Raw genomic sequence first — 17,407 nt, 5'->3', positions numbered from 1 at the left:
GAGGTGTTCGGCATGGAAAGAAGAGAGGCGGCGGCCGGTCCGGGACAAGGGCCCTTACAGCCAGCGGTAAGCGAACTCGCTGAGGCGGGTGAACCACCTGCGGTAGTCCGGCTCCAGGATGCCCTGGCGGACAAAGGTCTGCACTTCGATGCGCTGGAGGAAACCGAGCAGTCTCCACGCGCTGTAGGTAAAGGCGATGAAGGCCGCCAGGAAATAATTGAAGCCGTAGAAGTCCAGCCCGGGAGGCAGCACGCCGAGCGTGAACAAGGCATTCAGAGAGAGGAACAGCAGGGACGTGACCCAGGCTCCCTGGCGGTCCTCGAAGTACAGCATGATGAGAATCACGGTGAGCATCAAGGTGCCCGCCATGGCGCCAAGGCTGTAGATGCGGAAGATATCGGCGGTCAGCGGACCGTAACCGAACGATTCGAGCAGAAAGCCGGAGACCACGATCAGGAAGAGAGTCAGGCTGCCCTGCAGCTTGGCCATCCGCAGCATTTCGTTCCAGAGGACCTCCACCATCCGCTTTTTGGCCGCCAGAATCATCTCCAGCGTCCCGCCGTTCGTGATATAGCCGTAGAACTTCCGGTACTTGTCATAGAACCTCGTCTCCACGGATACCACGAAGAGCACCAGAGAGGGGACGACGGTCAGGTAGGCGAGGAATACGGCGTTGTCGTAGATCGGCGAGAAGCGGAAGGTTCCTTCCACGGTGACGCCGGAGGGACCGAGCCAGATCAGAATCTTGTCGATCCACACCCCGAGATTGTAGCTGAAGCCGGCCGCGAGCAGGGAGGGATATTTGTCCGCATAGTGCAGAAAGCCGTACGGATTCTCCATGCGCTTCGACGGGAACGTACGCAGCAGGACCACGGCCAGCATGGCCATCGTCACAAGCATGCCGAACGTAAAGCCCAGCAGCACGTTCGAAGCGTCCCGGTGGGAAGCGAAGGGCAGCGGATAGCGGAGCAGGATCAGCACGGAGGCGACGGCAAGCAGACCGCCCGTCAGGAACGCCCAGGAGATGATCTTGTAGTTCTTGGCCGCGGACAGGAAGACCATGGAGAGCCAGATCTGGCCGACCGTGAGGAACAGGACCGCAGAGATCAGCTTGTAGCTGAAGGGCAGCGGAGCGTTCCAGTAGAAGAGCAGCACCAAGACAGCCGACAGGGCCATGACAAGACGGGAGATGCCGGTATATACCGGGGTGATGATATCGAGCCGGCCGAGATAAAAATGATCCGCGAGAAAGCGTGTCACCACCAGCTGCCAGCCTCCCGAGAGGATCTGGGAGAAGATGAAGCAGTACGATACCGTCACGATGAACAGCTGGGCTTCCTGCTCGCCGATCCCTCCGTACCTGCGGATCAGGAAATTCACGATCGATACGCTCAGGACCGAGATCAGCCAGGGACCCGCCGCAATGAAGGAGGCATAGGCATACGCCCGGAACTGGAGCGAGGTATAGTCTTCACGGAACAGCTTCTGCAGCTTGAATCCTATTCCGGCCATCCGTCCACCGCCTCCCGGTACAGCTTGCGATACGTTCCAATGAAGTGCTCGGTCTGATAGTAGGCTTCGACCCGGCGGCGTCCGACCGATCCCATATAGCTTCGCTGCCCGGGCGACTCGTACATCTGCAGCATGCGCTCGGCCATGGCGGCCGGGTCTACCGGCGGCACGATGTATCCCGCGGTGCCGGGATCATGCTCGTCCTTGCCTTCGAGCAGCTCCCTGCAGCTGCCCACATCCGTGCAGATCCAGGGAATGCCGGCGGCCATGCCTTCGAGGACAGCCAGCGGCTGGCCCTCGCTGATCGAGCTGAGGATGAGCACATCCACCATCGGCAGCCGCTCGGCGATCGGCACCTTGCCCGTGAAGGTAACGATGTCCTCCAGCTCCAGCTGCCGGGACAGCGCCAGGCATTCCTGGTAATAATCGGGGTCTTCCTCCGTCGGGCCCATGATCCAGAGCTCCATGCCCGGAATGCGCCGGGAGGCGAGCCGGGCGGCATAGAGCAGCGTCTTCACGTCCTTGATCGGCACCAGCCTCACCAGGGCGCCGAAGATCATGCCCGCATCCGGTTCGCTCGTTCGCCGCGGCAGCCGGGAGAGCGTTCCGTAATCGATCCCGTTCGGGATGACCAGGGAGCGCTCCTCGGGGACGCCGAGCTCCAGCTGGATGTGCTGTGTTCCGCCGTAGAGGGCGATGGTTCGGTCGGCCGTGCGGTAGGCGCCCTTCGACATATGGTAGAAGTAATCGATCCAGCGGCGCTTGAACCCCGGCTCCACCCAGGCGGACTGCAGAATCTCTTCTTCCCTCTCCCTGGCATACACGCCGTGCTCCGTCAGGATGAACGGCCTGCCGTGCTTCTGCCGCAGATAGGAGGCGATCATACCGGCGTAGCCGGTGGAGACGGCATGGTACAGATCCGCTTCCGGGTAAGGCTGCTGCAGGAGGAAGATGGCCGGCAGATACATGGAGCGCCAGGTCCAGAAATAAGCGTTGAACGACCGCGTCGGCATTTCTTGGCGGTAAGAATCCACAAGCAGCTCCCAGAAGGCCTCGCTCTTCAGGAAGGCGATCGGATTGCCCAGCCTCGACGGGTCGGCAATGATGGGAAGAGCCCCTTCGGAGCCCTCCCGGAAGGCGAACCAATCGAGGCACAGCCGCGCTTCCTCGGGACTCAGCCGCGGTCCCCGGCCCTCCGTGAGCTCCAGGTAGTCCATGATGAACACGTCGTGCACGCCCGTGACATTCACCGGCATCTTGTACTTGGACTCCCGGGCCTCCTTGCGGGAGGAGGAGATGGCGATGATCTCAAAGTCGTGCTCCCGCATGGAGGTGACGAGCATCTGGATCCAGCTCGCCACGCCGCCGGCAACGTAGGGGTAGCTTCCTTCGACGATCAGGGCGATCTTCACGGCGCATCCTCCCCGTCCTTCAGCGTAATCTCCAGCGCAGGCTGCACCGCTTCGATCCGCCACAGTCCTGAGGCGGGCTCCCAGGAGATCACGGTCCCCTGCTCCGCCGGCAGCTCAGGCTGTTTGCCCACCGGCAGCCGGAGCGTATAGACGGAAGGGAGGGGCGCCTCCTGGGCCCGGATCGTAATCCGGTCTGCCGTATAGCGCGTCTCGATCCGGCTGTTCTGGTAGAGGATGAGCTTCTTGACCGAATCCCGGACGGTCAGCGGCTGCAGGTAAGGGTAGCTCCCGGTCAAATGGGCCATCCACTCTTCGAATTTGGAGCTGAGAAAGGACCAGCCCCGGCCCTGCGAGCGCTTGGCGTCCAGCACGTCATCCGGGTGCACGAAGTGATTCACAAGCCCGAAGTTGGCGATGGCATCCGTCTGGAAGAACTGCTCTTCCTCGTCAAGCCAGTAACCCGACGAAATCCGGGGGTAATCATAGAACCTCGCGTTGTCGGGGTCCGGCCCGAACTCCTGCTCGAGCGGCCCGGCTTCCTCGCTGCCTGCAAAATAAAGGGAGGCGATGATGTTCACCGACGGCACGGCGGCCTCGATCGCTTCCTTGCCCTCCCGGCCCATGACATTGGAAGGAGGCACATAAGTGCGCAGATCGTGATCGGGAAAATAGGAATGGGCCAGCTCGGCGAGCCGGGTCAGCCCTTCGGCCATGGCGCCGCGGTCGGGCCAGGGGACGTAGTTCAGCGAAGGCGGAAGCGGCTCGTCCGGCGTCACCAGCGACTGATGATTATAACCGTGCAGGCCCAGCTCGCCGCCCAGCTTCAGCAGCCTGGGGCCGAAGAAGCGGATCGTCTGCGACGGGCCCTCCCCGGTCAGCGGCGGCAGGGGCGGGGTCGTCCGGTTCTGGTAATTGCCGATCATGAGGCCGGTGTATTTCCACCCGTACTTGCCGGCAAACCGGGCCATGTCGGCCCACCAGATCCGCTCGTAGAACTCCAGCGTGCTCAGCCCGTACTCCTGCCGGACCAAGGGGTTGGTCGCCTGGGGCGCCGGGGACGGGAAGTCGTCGATCTCCAGCGTCCGGATGCCGGCCTGGGCGGTGACCATGCTCTCTGCGGCCAGGCCGAGCGAATGGACCAGAAGACCCCGGCCCGTCTTCTGCACGCCGGTGGTGGAGTTCCAGTAGACCACCCGGCCGCTCCCGTACCCGTGGGTCCACAGGAGCGGGACACCGCCGGCGGTCAGATACACGCGAGACGCCGGCAGCAGGGTTACATCTAACATGGAGTTGGAGAACATGTTGTTTGTGGACGGCAGATCGGGATATCCCGGGAAGAGCGGCTTCACCATGGTCATGCCCTGCACGGCCCCCTGCAGGAAGCCGCGGTTCTGCGCCATGCCGAACAGCTCGTTCAGTGCGGGGGCGTAGAAGCGGGTCATGACCGCAAGCCGCCCCCCGTTCTCCACGTACCGCTTCAGGAGGACCGGGTCGATCGCCTCGTTCTTTTGGCCGGTGAGGACCAGCACCTGCCAGGGATCAGGGGGGAGGGCGGCGATATCTTCCGCCGCAATCTCGTCCCAGGCCAACTTGGCCAGCTCGAGCGCCTCCGCCAGATTTCCTTTTACCCTCAGCCCTTCCGCATCGGAGGGGTCGCTGTAGATCATCAGGCGCAGGGGGCTCCCTTCGCCGCCGGGGGCCGGGTCGCTGCTGCCGAGGGGGAATTCGGTCTCGGCATAGGAGCTGTCCGCGGGGAAGGGGTTCCACTGCAGGGACCGGGAGAGCTGAAGAAGGCCGCCCAGCAGCAGCACGCTAGCGATAACGCAGCTCAAAATCACTTGTTTGCGGAACACCTTGATCGTTCATCTCCTTCCACAGCCTGACGGCGGATTGATAGCTTTCCGGGATCGTGACGCCGCTTTTCCACCAGACTGCGGCCAGCCTCCGAAGCTCCTCGAAGCGCTTTTCCTGGTAGAGGCGTTCGCAAGAAGCCAGATAGGAGACGTACCGGTACTCCGCCGTGGTTTCGAGGGTCCTTGCGAGCCTCTCAGCCAGGGCAAAGTCGCCTTCGGCCCGGGCCAGATAGCAGAGCTTCTCGGTGAAGAACGGCTCGGAGGGAAAGAGCGAGGCGCCCCTCTGGACAAACCGGTGCAGGGTGGTCCGGACCTCCGCCGCCAGCTCTTCGGTGAGCAGGCGGGAGTCCAGATAGCGGACATACGTCTGAAGCAGCGCTTTCCACTGGGGAAGCGAATTCTCATCGGCCTGCAGCTCGCGGGTTTCCTTCTTGATCTCCCGGACGAAGAGCTCGTTGAGGTAGGTCAGCGTCGTGGCCGCATAGTGGACGACCTCGGGATCCTCGTCCCGCAGCGCCTCCTGGAACAAGGCGACTTTATTGCCTCCCTCGTACTGGAGCAGCGAGAACATCGCATCCTTCTTGGTGCCGTACCCTCCCGAGAGCAGAATCTCACGGAAGGGGATCAGTGCGGCCTGCTGCTCCACATTCACATCGAACGTATCGAGCGAGCCCGGCACATAGTAGACGTAATTCTCGTATTCCCGGAAAAACTCGTCGTCATATCTCCACGCCCACAGGGCGATGACGATGAAGGCGCCGCAGAGCAGCCCCGCGCCGGGAAGGAACAGGCCCAGCGTCGTGATCCACTGGAGGCTGGCCCGGTCGTGGGGCCGGTAGCGCGGAGTCGCCCGGAACAGCAGCCACACGCCGGCGCACAGCAGCAGATGCAGGAGCAGGACGGCCGCCCAGTCCCAGCCGAAGGCGGTCCCTCCGGACGGTGTGCCTGTCAGCACGCCGGGCAGCAGCAGCGTCTGGGCCAGATCCAGCGTGCCGGCGGCCAGCAGCACGAGTGCCGAGAGGGAGGCGGACCGGGGCAGGTCCCGGTGAAGCGAGGAGCGGGGGCGCTTCATGGGCTGTCCCCCTCGCCGAACCTTCCGCGGATGCGCGACTCGATCCGCTCCCGGAGCTCGGGAGCCGTCGCGGGCAGCAGGAACAGCAGCTCCCCGCGGAAGGCGTCGTAGCCGACGACATCGTCGGCCCGCAGCGTCTGGCGCAGCAGCGCATCCATCTCTTGGAGGGCGGAGTCGGTGTCCAGGCCCTCGAACTCGATGGGAAGCTGGAAGAGCGTGAACTTCTGCGAGAAGTCGGTGGCCCGCAGCGTTTCCTCGGAGAGCCGCTTGTAGAACGGCTCGGGCTTCATGATCAGGGTATCCATGAAATAGCGCTCTCCCCGCAGCTTGGCCGCTTCGCGGAAGGCTCTGACACAGCTCTCGCCCATCCATCCGAGAATGAGCTTGAACAAATCCGCCGTCGCTTTGTTCATCGTCTTAAAATCGAGTCCGTCCAAGCCGATAATGCCTATAAGCTCTCCCTCCTCTCCGATAATGGGACCGGCCATGAGCGGGTCCCGGGGAGGATCGCCGGCATCCCGGAGCTGGATCTGCCGGCTGTCGCATACCCGGCGGTACAGGGAGGGCTGCTCGAGGAAGACCGAGCCCGGATATCCTTCGGGCTTGGAGCCGAACGATACCTTCAGCCGCAGGACCCTGCCCGAGGCATCCATCCGGTAGATGACGATGGACTCGGCATGGATCAGCTCGCGGAACAGGCGCACGGCATCGGTGAAGATGATCTCCGGGTCGTCGGAGCCCAAGGCTTTGGCCATTTTGTACAGCGTAAACAGGCTCTCTTGGGCTCCCACGATCCGTTTCTCCAATGCATCCTTCACCATGGAGAGATCGCTGTAGCTTTTTTCCACAAGCGCCAGCCGGCTCTGCAGGTCCTCGTGCTCCTCGGCCAGCGACCGGTACCGGTAGCGCTGGGTGGAGGAATAGTGGCCGACGAACAGGGCAAGCCCCGCATAGACGGCAAGCGGCTGGTAATCCGCCCACTCGTGCAGCAGCGTGTACCCATCCCCGCCTCCGCGGTAATAATCCCAGCCGTACAGCAGGGCGGCCCCCGCCGCGGCGGGCAGGCCAAGCCGCGTACCGTAGCGGAGCGCAAAATAGAGAACGACAAAGAACAGCGGGTTCGGGGTCCACTCCGAAAACCGGACAGACCCGAAATGGGATGCTGCCGCAAGCAGCAGAAACAGGATGACGAGCTCGGTCCAGGGAATCCAGCGGCGTTCCTGCGTATAGATCAACGGAATTCCTCCATCACCTTCCGCCGGGCTTGATGCGGATAGGGTTGTTCTTTTTCTCGTAGGTTTCGGCCAGCTTCTTCATCATATCGTCGGGCGAGAACGGCTTGATCACATACTCGTCCGCTCCGGACATCATGGCCTTCGACAGCTCGCTGATGGAATGCTTGGCACTCATGAGGAAGATCGGCGTGCGCGTAAAGCCCGGCGACCCCCGCAGCTTCCGGCACAGCTCGAACCCGTCGATATGGGGCATGATGCAGTCCGAGAGGACCGCATCGGGACGCGCTTCCGGCAGCTCCTCCAGCGCCTTCAGAGGGCTGCCGTAGGCCGTGACCTGCAGTCCGCGGAGCCCGAAGATTTCCTCCAGCACGGACAGGAGGATAGGATCGTCATCAATAAGCGCCAATGAGTTCATATACCGGTACCTCCTTATCAAGTTCAAGCCCCGGGATCGTCCCGGGAAGGAAATTCAGGTTCCTCGCCATAGGCGGGAGAGGCCTTCCATTGTATAATATTGATAACAGCGGCAACCCTTATCCCTACATCACCCCGAAAGAAGGAGCAGCCATGAAGACAGCGGGACTTGCTTCCGCCGCGGCCTTATGTGTGGGGGCGGTCATCTTCGTTCTCTGCACCCTCCAGGCGCAGGCGAAAGGACCTCTTCAGCATATCCAGTCGTTTGCCATCTATTATGCCGAGCCGTCGGAGCAGGCACTCGCCGCGCTCAAGAAGACCGGCCTGGCCATCATCGAGCCCCAGCTGTACACTCCGCAGCAGGTGGCGGGACTTCAGGAAGCGGGCACGCTGCCGGCAGCCTATCTCAGCGTCATGGAGTCGCCTTCATGGAACGAAACCCGCATGGGCCGGCTTCAGCCCGGAGACTACCTGCTGCAGGGCGGGGAGCGGACCCACTTTGCGGCCTGGGATTCCTACCTGATGGACCTGCGGCAGGCCTCCTACCGCCAGGTGCTGCTGGACGAGATCGGGGCCGCGGCAGAGAAAGGCTTCACGGCGGTATTCCTCGATACGGTCGGCGATATCGACGAGTATGTGCAGGAGCCCGCGCTCCGGGAAGAGCAGCGGCGCTCGTATGTCGCCTTCCTCCGCGAAGTGAAGGCCCGGTTCCCCGGAGTGTTCTTGATTCAGAACCGGGGCTTCGACTCGCTCGCCGCCTCGGCGCCGTATCTCCAGGGCTTCCTGTGGGAAGACTGGCGGGGCGAGTGGCGCCAGGACGAATGGTCCGCGAAGCAGGTGGAGCTTGTCCGGCGGTATCAGCGCAAGGGACTGGCCGTGTTCGCCGTTTCCTCGCGTTCCGAGCCGAAGGATGCGAGGGAAGCCGGCAGGCTCCGGTTCGTGCATCTCGAGACGCCGTCCGGCTACGACACGCTGAAGTGACCTACCTCTGGGTTGACAAAAAGAGCCGCGAGAACGGCCGGAACTCCGGCTGCTCTCGCGGCTCTTTTTGGCTTGCTGGGCAGAGGAACCGCTCAGGCCGCCGGGCCGCTGCGGACCCGCCTGCTCCCTAACCTGAACTATTACCCTGCGTGATTCGGTTTGAAACGGATTGAGGTATTTTTTGCAAAGAAGGAGAAGCGTCTCATGGGCTGTTCGGCCCGGCGGTCTGCCGGGCCGCACTTAGGTGTGTCCCGGCTTGGTCAGCGGAACGGTCCACGAAGCGCCGTCGATCCATGTCCGGTCCGTGAATTCCCGTCCGCGGACCACCACCCGGTCGGAGAACACCTGCACGTGCATGCCCTGCACCTGCGTACCCGCCGCTCCGCCGGGCTTGGCACGGGTTTTGCCGACGGAGGCGTTGTTGAACCAGTGGAAGGTGTTCTGCTGGTTGTAATGGTTCTCACCGATGAAGTTGCGGTGCGAGTGTCCGGAGAAGACGAATACGTTGGGATAAGGCGCCAGAATCTCGCGGAACCGTTTGGCCCGGATGAGGCGGTGGGTGCCCCCGTCCGTACCGGGATCCGGCAGCGGCTGGTGGATGAAGACGAAGGCCGGCTGGCTGTAATTGTGCACCTTCATCACTTCCTCGAACCAGGCCAGCTGCTCATCGGAATACCAGGCGCCTTCGCCCACCTCGGGCCTCTCCTGCACATAGGCATCCTGGGAGAGCAGGATGAGGTGGGTGCCGCCGATCCACACGTCGCGGTAAGGCTTCGGCTGGCCGAAGAACTGCTGGAACCGCTCGCGGGCCATGGCGTCCGTCTTGCCGTTCGGCATCGTCTCGGTGGAGAAGGCGCCGGCTGAGGTCAGCCAGATATCGTAATAATCATGGTTGCCCATGTTGCCGTAGACCGGAGGAAGCTTGTAGCTGCCGAGAATCTTGCGCAGCTGGTCATATTCGATCGTTCGCCCGAAATCGGTCAGGTCGCCCCCGAGGATGACGGTGTCCACTTTCGACTCAAACTTGGAAATATCCTGAAGGGCCAGGTGCAGCTTATCGGCCATGGACGGGTCAACGGCTGAGAGATGAATGTCACTGAGCAGAAAAAAGGATGCGATCGGCACGGCCGGTCCTGCAGGGTCGGCTGCAGCCGGCGAAGCGGCCTCGGCGAGCTCGGCGCTGTTCTTCTCGGAGCCCGGACCGAATACACGGACAGCCGAGGCTGCACTGCCGGCGGCCAGAGCAAAGAAGGCGAGCATCTGTTTGACAAAGAGGCGTCTGGATATCATGGTAAAGCTTCATCCCTCCGGGGCGTCCTTCTGGAGGACGGAATACTATTATTATAATGCAGGCCTTCATAAATAGAAATAAGCTGCTGAATGCAGGGAAGCGGACCCGGGGGGCTTTTTCCCTGGAAGGATTTCCGGCGGGCGATTCGCTTTGCTGCGGGCGGAGGACAGGGTACTAGGGGAAGTTAGTACTTTTGGACACGAGGGATGGGAGGTATACTGGAGCTAAAGAAGGGTGAAATGGCAATGGAACTGTGCATCCGTGCATCATAGACAACCGGCGCGTGAGCGGGAGAGGACAGAGGTGAAGTGACATGAGCCGCAAATGGCTGGAAAAGGAAGCCCCGCAGTGGGTGGAACGGGGCATCGTCACGCAGGAACAGGCCGGACGGATCCTGGACCTGTATAAGGATCGATCGCAGCCCTCGAGGCTGCTGCCCATCCTGGGGAGCATTCTTGTCGGGCTGGGGATTCTGAGTTTTATCGCCGCGAATTGGCAGGAGCTGCCGGAGCTGCTGCGGCTTCTGATGATGATGGTCTTTACGGGCGGCTTCTATGCAGCCGCTGAGGTTCTTCAGAGGCGGGGGCAGGAGAAGTTCGCCACGGCGTTCGCGGGTCTCGGCGTCATGACCTTCGGTGCGGGAATCATCCTCATCGGGCAGATGTTCCATCTTATTGCGTACAGTGCGGGCTCGTTCATCTTATGGGCGGCAGCCGGTGCGGCAGCCGCTTATCTGTACCGCTCGCGCTACCTGGCGCTGCTGGCCCTGCTGCTGTTCGATATCGCCCAGTGGTACAGCGTCTCGGAATTCAACGGGTTCAGCTATACCGCCTTCCTGGTGATGGCTGCGGTGATGTACGTGCCGGTCATGAGGTGGAAGAGCGCCCTGCTAACCTGGTGCGGCGCCCTCAGCTGGACGGTGCATTCGCTGATGTGGGCGGTCTCCGAGGATCTCTCCTTCCTCTGGATGTTCGTGCCGGCCATGGCGCTGTATGCGGCAGGGGACTGGCTGCGCGAGCGGGAGGGCGGCTACGCCCTGCAGACCGCCCCGCTGGCCGCAGCGTACGGCTTTGCCGTCTTCATGGTGCTGTTTCCCCCGGAATGGGACAGCGGGATGCTGTCGGAGCTGCGGGCCGAGCCGCTGTATTACGTGCCGGCTCTGCTGCTGGTGTTCGCCGTGTCGCTGGCGGGCAAGTTCCGCCAGGGCCGCGCCTCCAGCGCTTTCGAGTGGATTCTGCTCGCCCCATATGTCTACCTGCCGAGCGGGTATGAAGTGCTGTATCTGCTGGCTCTCTTTTTCTTCTCCTTCTATGTGCTGTGGCGGGGATACGCAGAAGAGTTCCGCTTCAAGATCAACTTCGGGACGGTGCTCTTCATCTGCAGCACGCTGGTGGCTTACGGCAAGCTGACCTGGGCGTTCATGGACAAATCGCTGTTCTTCATCCTCGGGGGCGTGCTGCTTCTTGTCCTCAGCTGGTTCCTGAACCGGAGGAAGAACCGGTTTCTGAGCGAAGTGAAGGGGGATGACGGCCATGGAAAATAAAAAGCATGCGGCAAGGCGGGGGCTTTGGGCTATCCTCTTCGCGGCGGCCCAGGTCCTTGTGCTTGCCGGGATTGCACTTTCTTACTACGCCGTCGGCTGGTATGGACAGGATATCAGGCTGCGTACCGTGCCGGTGGATCCGCGGGATATTTTCTACGGCGACTACGTGACGCTGAGCTATGAGATCAGCCGGCTGGACAGCACGCTCTGGAAGGAAGCTGCGCCGCCGGAGCGTGGCGATACGGTGTACGTCGTCGTGAAGCAGGGAACGGACGGCGTGGCGGTTCCCATGGCGGTCTACGTATCGAAGCCGTCACTGGCGGAAGGCGAAGCCGCCCTGAAGGGGATCGTGCAGTACGCTTGGAACCCGGACTTCCGCGGCGAGGAAAGCTTCTCCGTCCGCTACGGAATCGAACGGTACTACGTGCCGGAGGGGACCGGGAAGGCGCTCGAGGAGCGGGCGGCGAATCTCATCGTCCGGGTCAAGGCGGCCCCTTGGGGGCAGGTGACGATCGGGGAGATCGAAGACGTGGTGCCGGTGCCGGAATCGGGCGCAGGGCAGCAGGGAAGTTGAGGCCGGTTGTCACTCTAAATGGGGTGGCTGCCAATCAAGGAAACGGCGGGCGGTACAACTTGCGATGCCGCCTTCAACTTAAACCGTCAGCAAGCCGGGTCAACATTCGTCTCACCTCGGGCGCTCGGGCGGTACCGGGAAGGCGTCTCGTTCCTGAGCACACAAAGCAAGGGAGGCGTGACGGCGATCCTCTCGGCTTGCGCTCCACAGTACTACGGTATAAGGTCAGCGGGAAGGCTCTCATGGGAGGGCCTCTTTGTTTTGTATGAGCTTCTTTGTAGGGGAGCGCCGTTCTTATGACGCCGTACTGTCCGGTGAACGTTCATATGGCATGCTTGTGCGGGGCGGAAAGACTCGCAACCGGCAAGCCTTGCAATCCGCCGGCGGCTGCCCGTACAATTGGAGGACCATGCAGATAAAGGACGGGAAAACAGGATGAATGAAGAAATACGCGAGGAAAGGCCGGCAGAGGAGCTAACCGATCTCGGGCTTCCCGAGCTGCTGCTGCTCGACCGGACGAAGGAGCTTGGCGAGAAGGACGTGCTCTACCACTTTGCGCTGGAAGAGCTGCTGTGCCGGCATGTTGGCGAGGGAGGGGCTCCTCTGTGCCACCTGTGGCGGCACCCGAAGGGCTTCGTGATGGGCCTGCGCGATTCGCGCCTCCCTGGGGCGGCGGAGGCGTCCGCCTGGTTGGAAGGCGAAGGCTACTCCGCGGTCGTGCGCAACTCGGGCGGCGCCGCGGTGCCGCTTGATCCGGGCATCGTCAACGTCTCGCTGATCCTGCCGAAGCGCCGGGCGGGGGAGATCGACTTCCGCGACGACTTCGAGCGGATGTACCTGCTCCTCGCGGAGACGCTGAAGGAGACGGGCTGCCGGGTGGAGAAGGGGGAGATCCTCGGGGCCTACTGCCCCGGAGACTTCGACCTCTCCATCGGCGGGCGCAAGTTCTGTGGGATCGCCCAGCGGAGGCAGGCCCATGCGTACGTCGTGCAGGCCTTCGTCATCGTCGAGGGCTCCGGCATTGAGATGGCCCGGCTTGCCCGGGGCTTCTACGACCGCGCGGCGGCCGGCCGGGAGGGCCTCGGCCACCCCGAGGTCATCGAGGGCAGCATGGCTTCGCTGCAGGAGCTGACCGGCCTCGGCGCTGGGGAGCCGGCCGGGCGGGGGGCGGAGCGCTTCACCGAAGCGGTGAAGCGCGTTGTGCGCGCCCGCCAGACGCCGGAGGGCATGGCCGCGGCCGCTGCCCGCTTCCGCCTGCCGGAGGCTGCGGACGTGCGGGAGATGGCGGCGGAGCTGCGCCGCCGGTACGGCATCGCGCAGTAGGCGGCGGGCTTGGCGGCGCCGCTGCCCGAACGCAGGCCGGAGCGAGGCGCAGCGGATGCGCCTGGCGGAAGGGCCGCGCGGGGAGCGGGGAGCGCTTCACCGAAAGGGTGAGGCGTGCTGTGCTCGCGGCCAGACGCCGGAGGGCATGGCCGTGGCCGCTGCCCGCTTCCGCCTGCCGGAGGCCGGGGGAAGGGCTGTCTTTGGGCCCGGCAGCGTGAGAGAGGCATGGTGGATATGCCTCGCGCGGGAGGGCCTCAGCCACCCGAATGAAACGGAGAGCAGCACGGCTTCGCTGCAGGAGCTGGCCGGACTCGGCGCCGGCAGCCGGCTGGCGGGGATGACGCTTCCCCGAAGAAGGTAAAGCCATCGAGCATCACGCGCCGGATGAACCTGCTTCCGCCTTCCAGTTGCAACTGATATACTTCTAAACAGCCGCCAAGCCGAAGCGGAGAGAATCCTCGACAAGAAGAAGCGGCGCAGCAGGCTAAAAAAGAAATAGCGGAACTCAGATTCGCTATGGGTCATACAGCGAGGGACAATTATCAAATAGAGGAACTGAGGTTCGCTATTTTGGGGTCAAGGCCTTGTAAACGGTCAATCGGGACTCATAAGGAATCTGAGTTCCGTTATTATTCGGGAAATGATGGGAAATAGTCGAATAAGGAATCTCAGTTCCTTTATTTAAACATCATGCATCAGAATCAAGGAAAGTCAGGTAAGGTTATGTCTATCCGGGTGAGCTCGATCGGCAGGATGGCACACCCTATGCAACCTTTCTTATTCTAAATTCCTTTCTTGCATAAAAACAGTTCAGCCCGGCCGTCGATGGCCGGGCTGTTTTATTTTTCTGTTCTGATAAGGCTCCCGCACGGAATCCCTGTTGGATGCGAGGAGGGGAGTTGAAAGCAGTTCGGGGGCTGTATGAGGGGAGGGGGGTAATTAGTCATTCAACTTCTCACTACACTCATCATGCGCTTGAGCATACACGGCGGCAGTGCTGCCAACAGCTCCCTCACGCATTCAACTTCCCGCTACCCGATCCTGCGATTGAACATGCAGGACGGCAGCTCCTGCTGCCATAGCCCCTCGCTCACAGCTGCTCCCGCTACTCCATCATCCGCTTGAGCATGCCCGGCAGCTCCTGCTGCCACAGCCCCCACACATGGCGGCCCGGCTTTTCCTCGTACGACAGCCGGCAGTTCCGGTCCTCAAGCATTGCCTTGGCCTGCCGGTTGGCTTCGAGGAAATCGTAGGTGCCGCGCTCGGTGGCCACCTCGTTTTCTTCCGTGCCGATCACCATGTGGAGCTCGAGCCAGGACAGATCGGTTTCCTGCGCGATGCGGCTGCGGGTGCCCTCCAAAAATGCGCCTGATAAGGATAGGACGCGGTAAAACAGGCTACGATAATCCAAGGCAAGATGTAGGGAAACCGTCCCCCCGAGCGAGTCTCCCGCGAGGATGCGGTCCTCTGCGGAGCCGCGGACCGGGTAGCGGCTTTCGACAAAGGGCAGCAGCTCTTCCGCAAAGAAACGACAGTAAGCGGCGAACCGGTCGCCTTCGGGCGCGTACTCCGCAGTCCGCACGGATTTGTCGACATCGACGCCGACGATGATGGCCGGCTCGATATTCTCATCGTAGATCAGACGGTTCATCGTAGTGGCGATGCGCCCGAAGTTGAAGAAGTCCTCCCCGTCCTGGCAGTAGATGACCGGGTAGGAGATCAGCTCGTTATAGCCCGGCGGGAGGTAGATCCGAAGCGGTCTCGGAGCGTCCAAATGGTTCGACGGCACCTGCTCTTTGACAATCGTTCGTTTGAGATAGACATTTTCATCCATGGGAACATTCTCCTTTTGGGCGTTGTATTATAATAGTTTCTTAACAATTCATGAAACTGTACTATCTATTTTGTGACACTGTATCAATGCTATACCGCAAAGGACACGGCATTTTTCAAGTAAGTTCTTGTGTTCTGCACAAAAACAGGTTTATAATACTACTATAACAGAAGTTCTTTCCTTTTCTCCAGAGCGGGCAGGATCTTCAGCAACACCTTCAACCCCAAATTCTATCTTCGAGGTGACTAAACTTATGAGCAAGCCATCTGTAGCGGGCGTGCAAGACAAGTCATATGTAGTGGCAGTGCAGGAAGTAAAGCCTTTGTCCGTACTCGGCACCGACGGTACGGTCGTCAATCCGGACGAGATGCCTAAGCTCTCCGACGAGCAGCTGAAGGAGCTCATGCGCCGCATGGTCTTCACACGCACGTGGGACCAGCGCGCTGTCAACCTGACGCGCCAAGGCCGTCTTGGTTTTTATGCACCAGTTTCCGGACAGGAAGCGACAATGGTCGGTTCCGAGTTCGCTCTCAATAAAGACGATTTCATCTGCCCGGGCTACCGTGACATGCCGCAGATCGTATGGCACGGCCTGCCGATGTACCAGGCGTTCCTGTACTCGCGCGGCCACCAGCACGGCGGCCAGATTCCGGACGACGTACATGTGCTGATGCCGCAGATCATCATCGGCGCGCAGTACCTGCACGCAATGGGCGTCGCTATGGCGTTCAAAAAGAAAGGCGAGAAGCGCGTTTCGATCACTTATACGGGTGACGGCGGTTCCTCCGAGGGCGACTTCTACGAAGCACTGAACTTCGCAGGTGCGTTCAAGCTGCCTTCCATCTTCATGGTTCAGAACAACGGCTATGCGATCACGACTCCGTTTGCGAAGCAGACGGCGGCTATGTCCGTAGCGCATAAGGCAGTTGCAGCCGGTATCACAGGCGTACAGGTAGACGGCATGGACGTCCTCGCTGTCGTGAAGGCTGTTCAGGATGCTGCCGAGCGCGGCCGCAACGGCGAAGGCGCGACGCTGATCGAAGCCCTGACCTACCGCTTCCTGCCGCACTCGATGTCCGGTGACGACCCGTCCAAGTACCGTACGAAAGAAGAGACGGCTGAATGGGAGCAGAAGGATCCGCTGAACCGTTTCCGCACGTTCCTGGTGAACAAGGGCCTGTGGAGCGAAGCCGAAGAAGCGGCTGTCGTGGAAGACGCGAAGAACACGGTGGCGGAGCAGATCAAGAAGGCCGAGACGACCGAGAAAATGACGATTCCTGGCCTGATCGATTCCATGTTCGAAACGACACCGCAGCATCTCGAAGAGCAAAAAGCGGATTACTTAGCGTAAAGGGGAGGACATTCAGCCATGGCTCAAATGACAATGATTCAAGCGATAAAAGACGCAATGCGCGTCGAGCTTCAGCGTGATCCTAACGTGGTAATTTTCGGTGAGGACGTAGGTAAAGTCGGCGGCGTATTCCGTGCGACCGAAGGCCTGCAGGCCGAGTTCGGCGAAGAGCGCGTATACGATACGCCGCTGGCCGAAGCCGCTATCGGCGGTATGGCTGTCGGTATGGCAACCCAGGGCTTCCGCCCGATCATGGAGATCCAGTTCGTCGGCTTTATCTATGAAGCCTTCGATCAGATCGCCGTGCAGGCTGCCCGTATGCGTTACCGCTCCGGCGGCAAGTACCAGGCTCCGATCACGATCCGTACGCCTTTCGGCGGCGGCGTTAAGGCGGCCGAGCTTCATACGGACCCGCTCGAAGGTCTCCTCGTACAGACACCGGGTATCAAGGTTGTCGTGCCTTCCAATCCTTACGACGCCAAAGGCCTGCTGATCTCCGCGATCCGCGACAACGATCCGGTCTTCTTCATGGAGCACCTTAACCTGTATCGTTCGTTCCGTGCGGAAGTGCCTGAGGGCGAGTACACGGTGCCGATCGGCAAAGCGAACGTGGTCCGCGAAGGTTCCGACGTAACGATCATCACGTACGGCGCTATGGTTCATACCTCCCTGAAAGCAGCGGAAGAGATCGAGAAGACCCGCGGCGTGAAAGTGGAAGTCATCGACCTCCGTACCCTGATGCCGCTCGATACCGACACGATCGTCGAGTCCATCAAGAAGACGAACCGTGCGATCGTCGTACAGGAAGCTCAGAAGACTTCCGGTATTGCGGCTGAAGTGATTGCGCAGATCAACGAGAAGGCGATCCTGCACCTCGAAGCGCCTGTACTGCGTGTGGCTCCGCCGGATACGGTGTATCCGTTCGCCCAAATCGAAGATCAATGGCTGCCTAACGCGGCGAAGATCGTTGCGGGCCTGAACAAAGTACTGGATTTCTAAATCGAAGCGATCA

The 17,407-nt window shown here is 61.4% G+C and carries 15 protein-coding genes; 7 read left to right on the top strand and 8 right to left on the bottom strand.

All coding sequences use genetic code 11. From position 1 onward, the window contains the following. Positions 1–54: 54 nt before the first annotated feature. The 6 genes from pelG to PM3016_RS29095 are packed head-to-tail and all read right to left on the bottom strand — an operon-like array spanning position 55 to position 7,499. The gene (gene pelG / locus PM3016_RS29120) at positions 55–1,512 is read right to left on the bottom strand and encodes an exopolysaccharide Pel transporter PelG (RefSeq protein WP_013920028.1); all 1,458 of its coding nucleotides are present in this window, start codon (positions 1,510–1,512) and stop codon (positions 55–57) included. After that, positions 1,500–2,924, bottom strand: coding sequence for a GT4 family glycosyltransferase PelF (gene pelF / locus PM3016_RS29115; RefSeq protein WP_014371919.1), 1,425 nt, complete (start codon positions 2,922–2,924; stop codon positions 1,500–1,502). The genes pelG and pelF overlap by 13 nt, the downstream gene beginning before the upstream one ends. After that, entirely contained in the window at positions 2,921–4,777 is a 1,857-nt protein-coding gene (locus PM3016_RS29110) for a DUF2194 domain-containing protein (protein WP_014371918.1), read from the bottom strand. The genes pelF and PM3016_RS29110 overlap by 4 nt, the downstream gene beginning before the upstream one ends. Continuing rightward, on the bottom strand, positions 4,737–5,849 hold the full coding sequence (locus PM3016_RS29105; RefSeq protein ID WP_014371917.1) for a hypothetical protein: 1,113 nt from the start codon (positions 5,847–5,849) through the stop codon (positions 4,737–4,739). Before PM3016_RS29105 ends, PM3016_RS29110 begins: the two co-directional genes overlap by 41 nt. After that, positions 5,846–7,084 carry a GAF domain-containing protein gene (locus PM3016_RS29100; protein ID WP_014371916.1) on the bottom strand — a complete coding sequence of 413 codons (1,239 nt, stop codon included), beginning with the start codon at positions 7,082–7,084 and terminating at the stop codon, positions 5,846–5,848. The genes PM3016_RS29105 and PM3016_RS29100 overlap by 4 nt, the downstream gene beginning before the upstream one ends. A gap of 13 nt (positions 7,085–7,097) precedes the next feature. After that, positions 7,098–7,499: a response regulator gene (locus PM3016_RS29095; protein WP_014371915.1), complete on the bottom strand. Its 402-nt coding sequence runs from the start codon at positions 7,497–7,499 to the stop codon at positions 7,098–7,100. 89 nt (positions 7,500–7,588) lie between these two features. On the opposite strand from PM3016_RS29095, the gene PM3016_RS29090 reads away from it, so the two are divergent. Beyond that, a complete protein-coding gene (locus tag PM3016_RS29090) occupies positions 7,589–8,479 on the top strand; it encodes a glycoside hydrolase family 191 protein (RefSeq protein ID WP_041619290.1) in 891 nt (296 codons plus the stop codon). Between the two features lie 240 nt (positions 8,480–8,719). Here the strand turns inward: PM3016_RS29090 and PM3016_RS29085 are convergent, their stop codons facing one another. Next, positions 8,720–9,769, bottom strand: a complete 1,050-nt coding sequence (locus PM3016_RS29085) for a metallophosphoesterase family protein (RefSeq protein ID WP_014371913.1) — start codon at positions 9,767–9,769, stop codon at positions 8,720–8,722. Between the two features lie 314 nt (positions 9,770–10,083). Between PM3016_RS29085 and PM3016_RS29080 the strand changes: the two genes are divergently transcribed. The 4 genes from PM3016_RS29080 (at position 10,084) to PM3016_RS29065 (ending at position 13,571) form a co-directional block, all read left to right on the top strand. Continuing rightward, on the top strand, positions 10,084–11,313 hold the full coding sequence (locus PM3016_RS29080; protein ID WP_014371912.1) for a DUF2157 domain-containing protein: 1,230 nt from the start codon (positions 10,084–10,086) through the stop codon (positions 11,311–11,313). Continuing rightward, entirely contained in the window at positions 11,303–11,887 is a 585-nt protein-coding gene (locus PM3016_RS29075) for a GDYXXLXY domain-containing protein (RefSeq protein ID WP_014371911.1), read from the top strand. Before PM3016_RS29080 ends, PM3016_RS29075 begins: the two co-directional genes overlap by 11 nt. A gap of 435 nt (positions 11,888–12,322) precedes the next feature. Continuing rightward, positions 12,323–13,210 carry a lipoate--protein ligase family protein gene (locus PM3016_RS29070; protein ID WP_014371910.1) on the top strand — a complete coding sequence of 296 codons (888 nt, stop codon included), beginning with the start codon at positions 12,323–12,325 and terminating at the stop codon, positions 13,208–13,210. A 55-nt stretch (positions 13,211–13,265) separates the two neighbouring features. Next, the gene (locus tag PM3016_RS29065; RefSeq protein WP_014371909.1) at positions 13,266–13,571 is read left to right on the top strand and encodes a hypothetical protein; all 306 of its coding nucleotides are present in this window, start codon (positions 13,266–13,268) and stop codon (positions 13,569–13,571) included. 744 nt (positions 13,572–14,315) lie between these two features. Here PM3016_RS29065 and PM3016_RS29060 read toward each other — a convergent pair. Further along, positions 14,316–15,044, bottom strand: a complete 729-nt coding sequence (locus PM3016_RS29060) for an alpha/beta hydrolase (RefSeq protein WP_014371908.1) — start codon at positions 15,042–15,044, stop codon at positions 14,316–14,318. 253 nt (positions 15,045–15,297) lie between these two features. Here PM3016_RS29060 and pdhA point away from each other — a divergent pair, with 253 nt between their 5' ends. Together pdhA and PM3016_RS29050 are read left to right on the top strand one after the other, a co-directional pair. Further along, positions 15,298–16,395: a pyruvate dehydrogenase (acetyl-transferring) E1 component subunit alpha gene (gene pdhA, locus PM3016_RS29055; RefSeq protein WP_014371907.1), complete on the top strand. Its 1,098-nt coding sequence runs from the start codon at positions 15,298–15,300 to the stop codon at positions 16,393–16,395. An 18-nt stretch (positions 16,396–16,413) separates the two neighbouring features. Next, positions 16,414–17,394 (top strand): alpha-ketoacid dehydrogenase subunit beta, encoded by a 981-nt coding sequence (locus PM3016_RS29050; RefSeq protein ID WP_013920013.1) that lies wholly within the window; start codon positions 16,414–16,416, stop codon positions 17,392–17,394. Positions 17,395–17,407 lie beyond the last annotated feature (13 nt).

This window comes from Paenibacillus mucilaginosus 3016, from assembly GCF_000250655.1.
GTDB classification, from domain to species: domain Bacteria; phylum Bacillota; class Bacilli; order Paenibacillales; family NBRC-103111; genus Paenibacillus_G; species Paenibacillus_G mucilaginosus.
This window is presented reverse-complemented; position numbering and strand designations above follow the sequence as displayed.

What these genes read in the sequence shown, in the direction of transcription:
- pelG (WP_013920028.1), bottom strand. Translation starts at nt 1,512, where the DNA reads ATGGCCGGAATAGGATTCAAGCTGCAGAAGCTGTTCCGTGAAGACTAT.
- PM3016_RS29065 (WP_014371909.1), top strand. Translation starts at nt 13,266, where the DNA reads ATGCGCCTGGCGGAAGGGCCGCGCGGGGAGCGGGGAGCGCTTCACCGA.
- pdhA (WP_014371907.1), top strand. Translation starts at nt 15,298, where the DNA reads ATGAGCAAGCCATCTGTAGCGGGCGTGCAAGACAAGTCATATGTAGTG.
- PM3016_RS29060 (WP_014371908.1), bottom strand. Translation starts at nt 15,044, where the DNA reads ATGGATGAAAATGTCTATCTCAAACGAACGATTGTCAAAGAGCAGGTG.
- PM3016_RS29095 (WP_014371915.1), bottom strand. Translation starts at nt 7,499, where the DNA reads ATGAACTCATTGGCGCTTATTGATGACGATCCTATCCTCCTGTCCGTG.
- PM3016_RS29105 (WP_014371917.1), bottom strand. Translation starts at nt 5,849, where the DNA reads ATGAAGCGCCCCCGCTCCTCGCTTCACCGGGACCTGCCCCGGTCCGCC.
- PM3016_RS29050 (WP_013920013.1), top strand. Translation starts at nt 16,414, where the DNA reads ATGGCTCAAATGACAATGATTCAAGCGATAAAAGACGCAATGCGCGTC.
- PM3016_RS29080 (WP_014371912.1), top strand. Translation starts at nt 10,084, where the DNA reads ATGAGCCGCAAATGGCTGGAAAAGGAAGCCCCGCAGTGGGTGGAACGG.
- PM3016_RS29085 (WP_014371913.1), bottom strand. Translation starts at nt 9,769, where the DNA reads ATGATATCCAGACGCCTCTTTGTCAAACAGATGCTCGCCTTCTTTGCT.
- PM3016_RS29070 (WP_014371910.1), top strand. Translation starts at nt 12,323, where the DNA reads ATGAATGAAGAAATACGCGAGGAAAGGCCGGCAGAGGAGCTAACCGAT.
- PM3016_RS29075 (WP_014371911.1), top strand. Translation starts at nt 11,303, where the DNA reads ATGGAAAATAAAAAGCATGCGGCAAGGCGGGGGCTTTGGGCTATCCTC.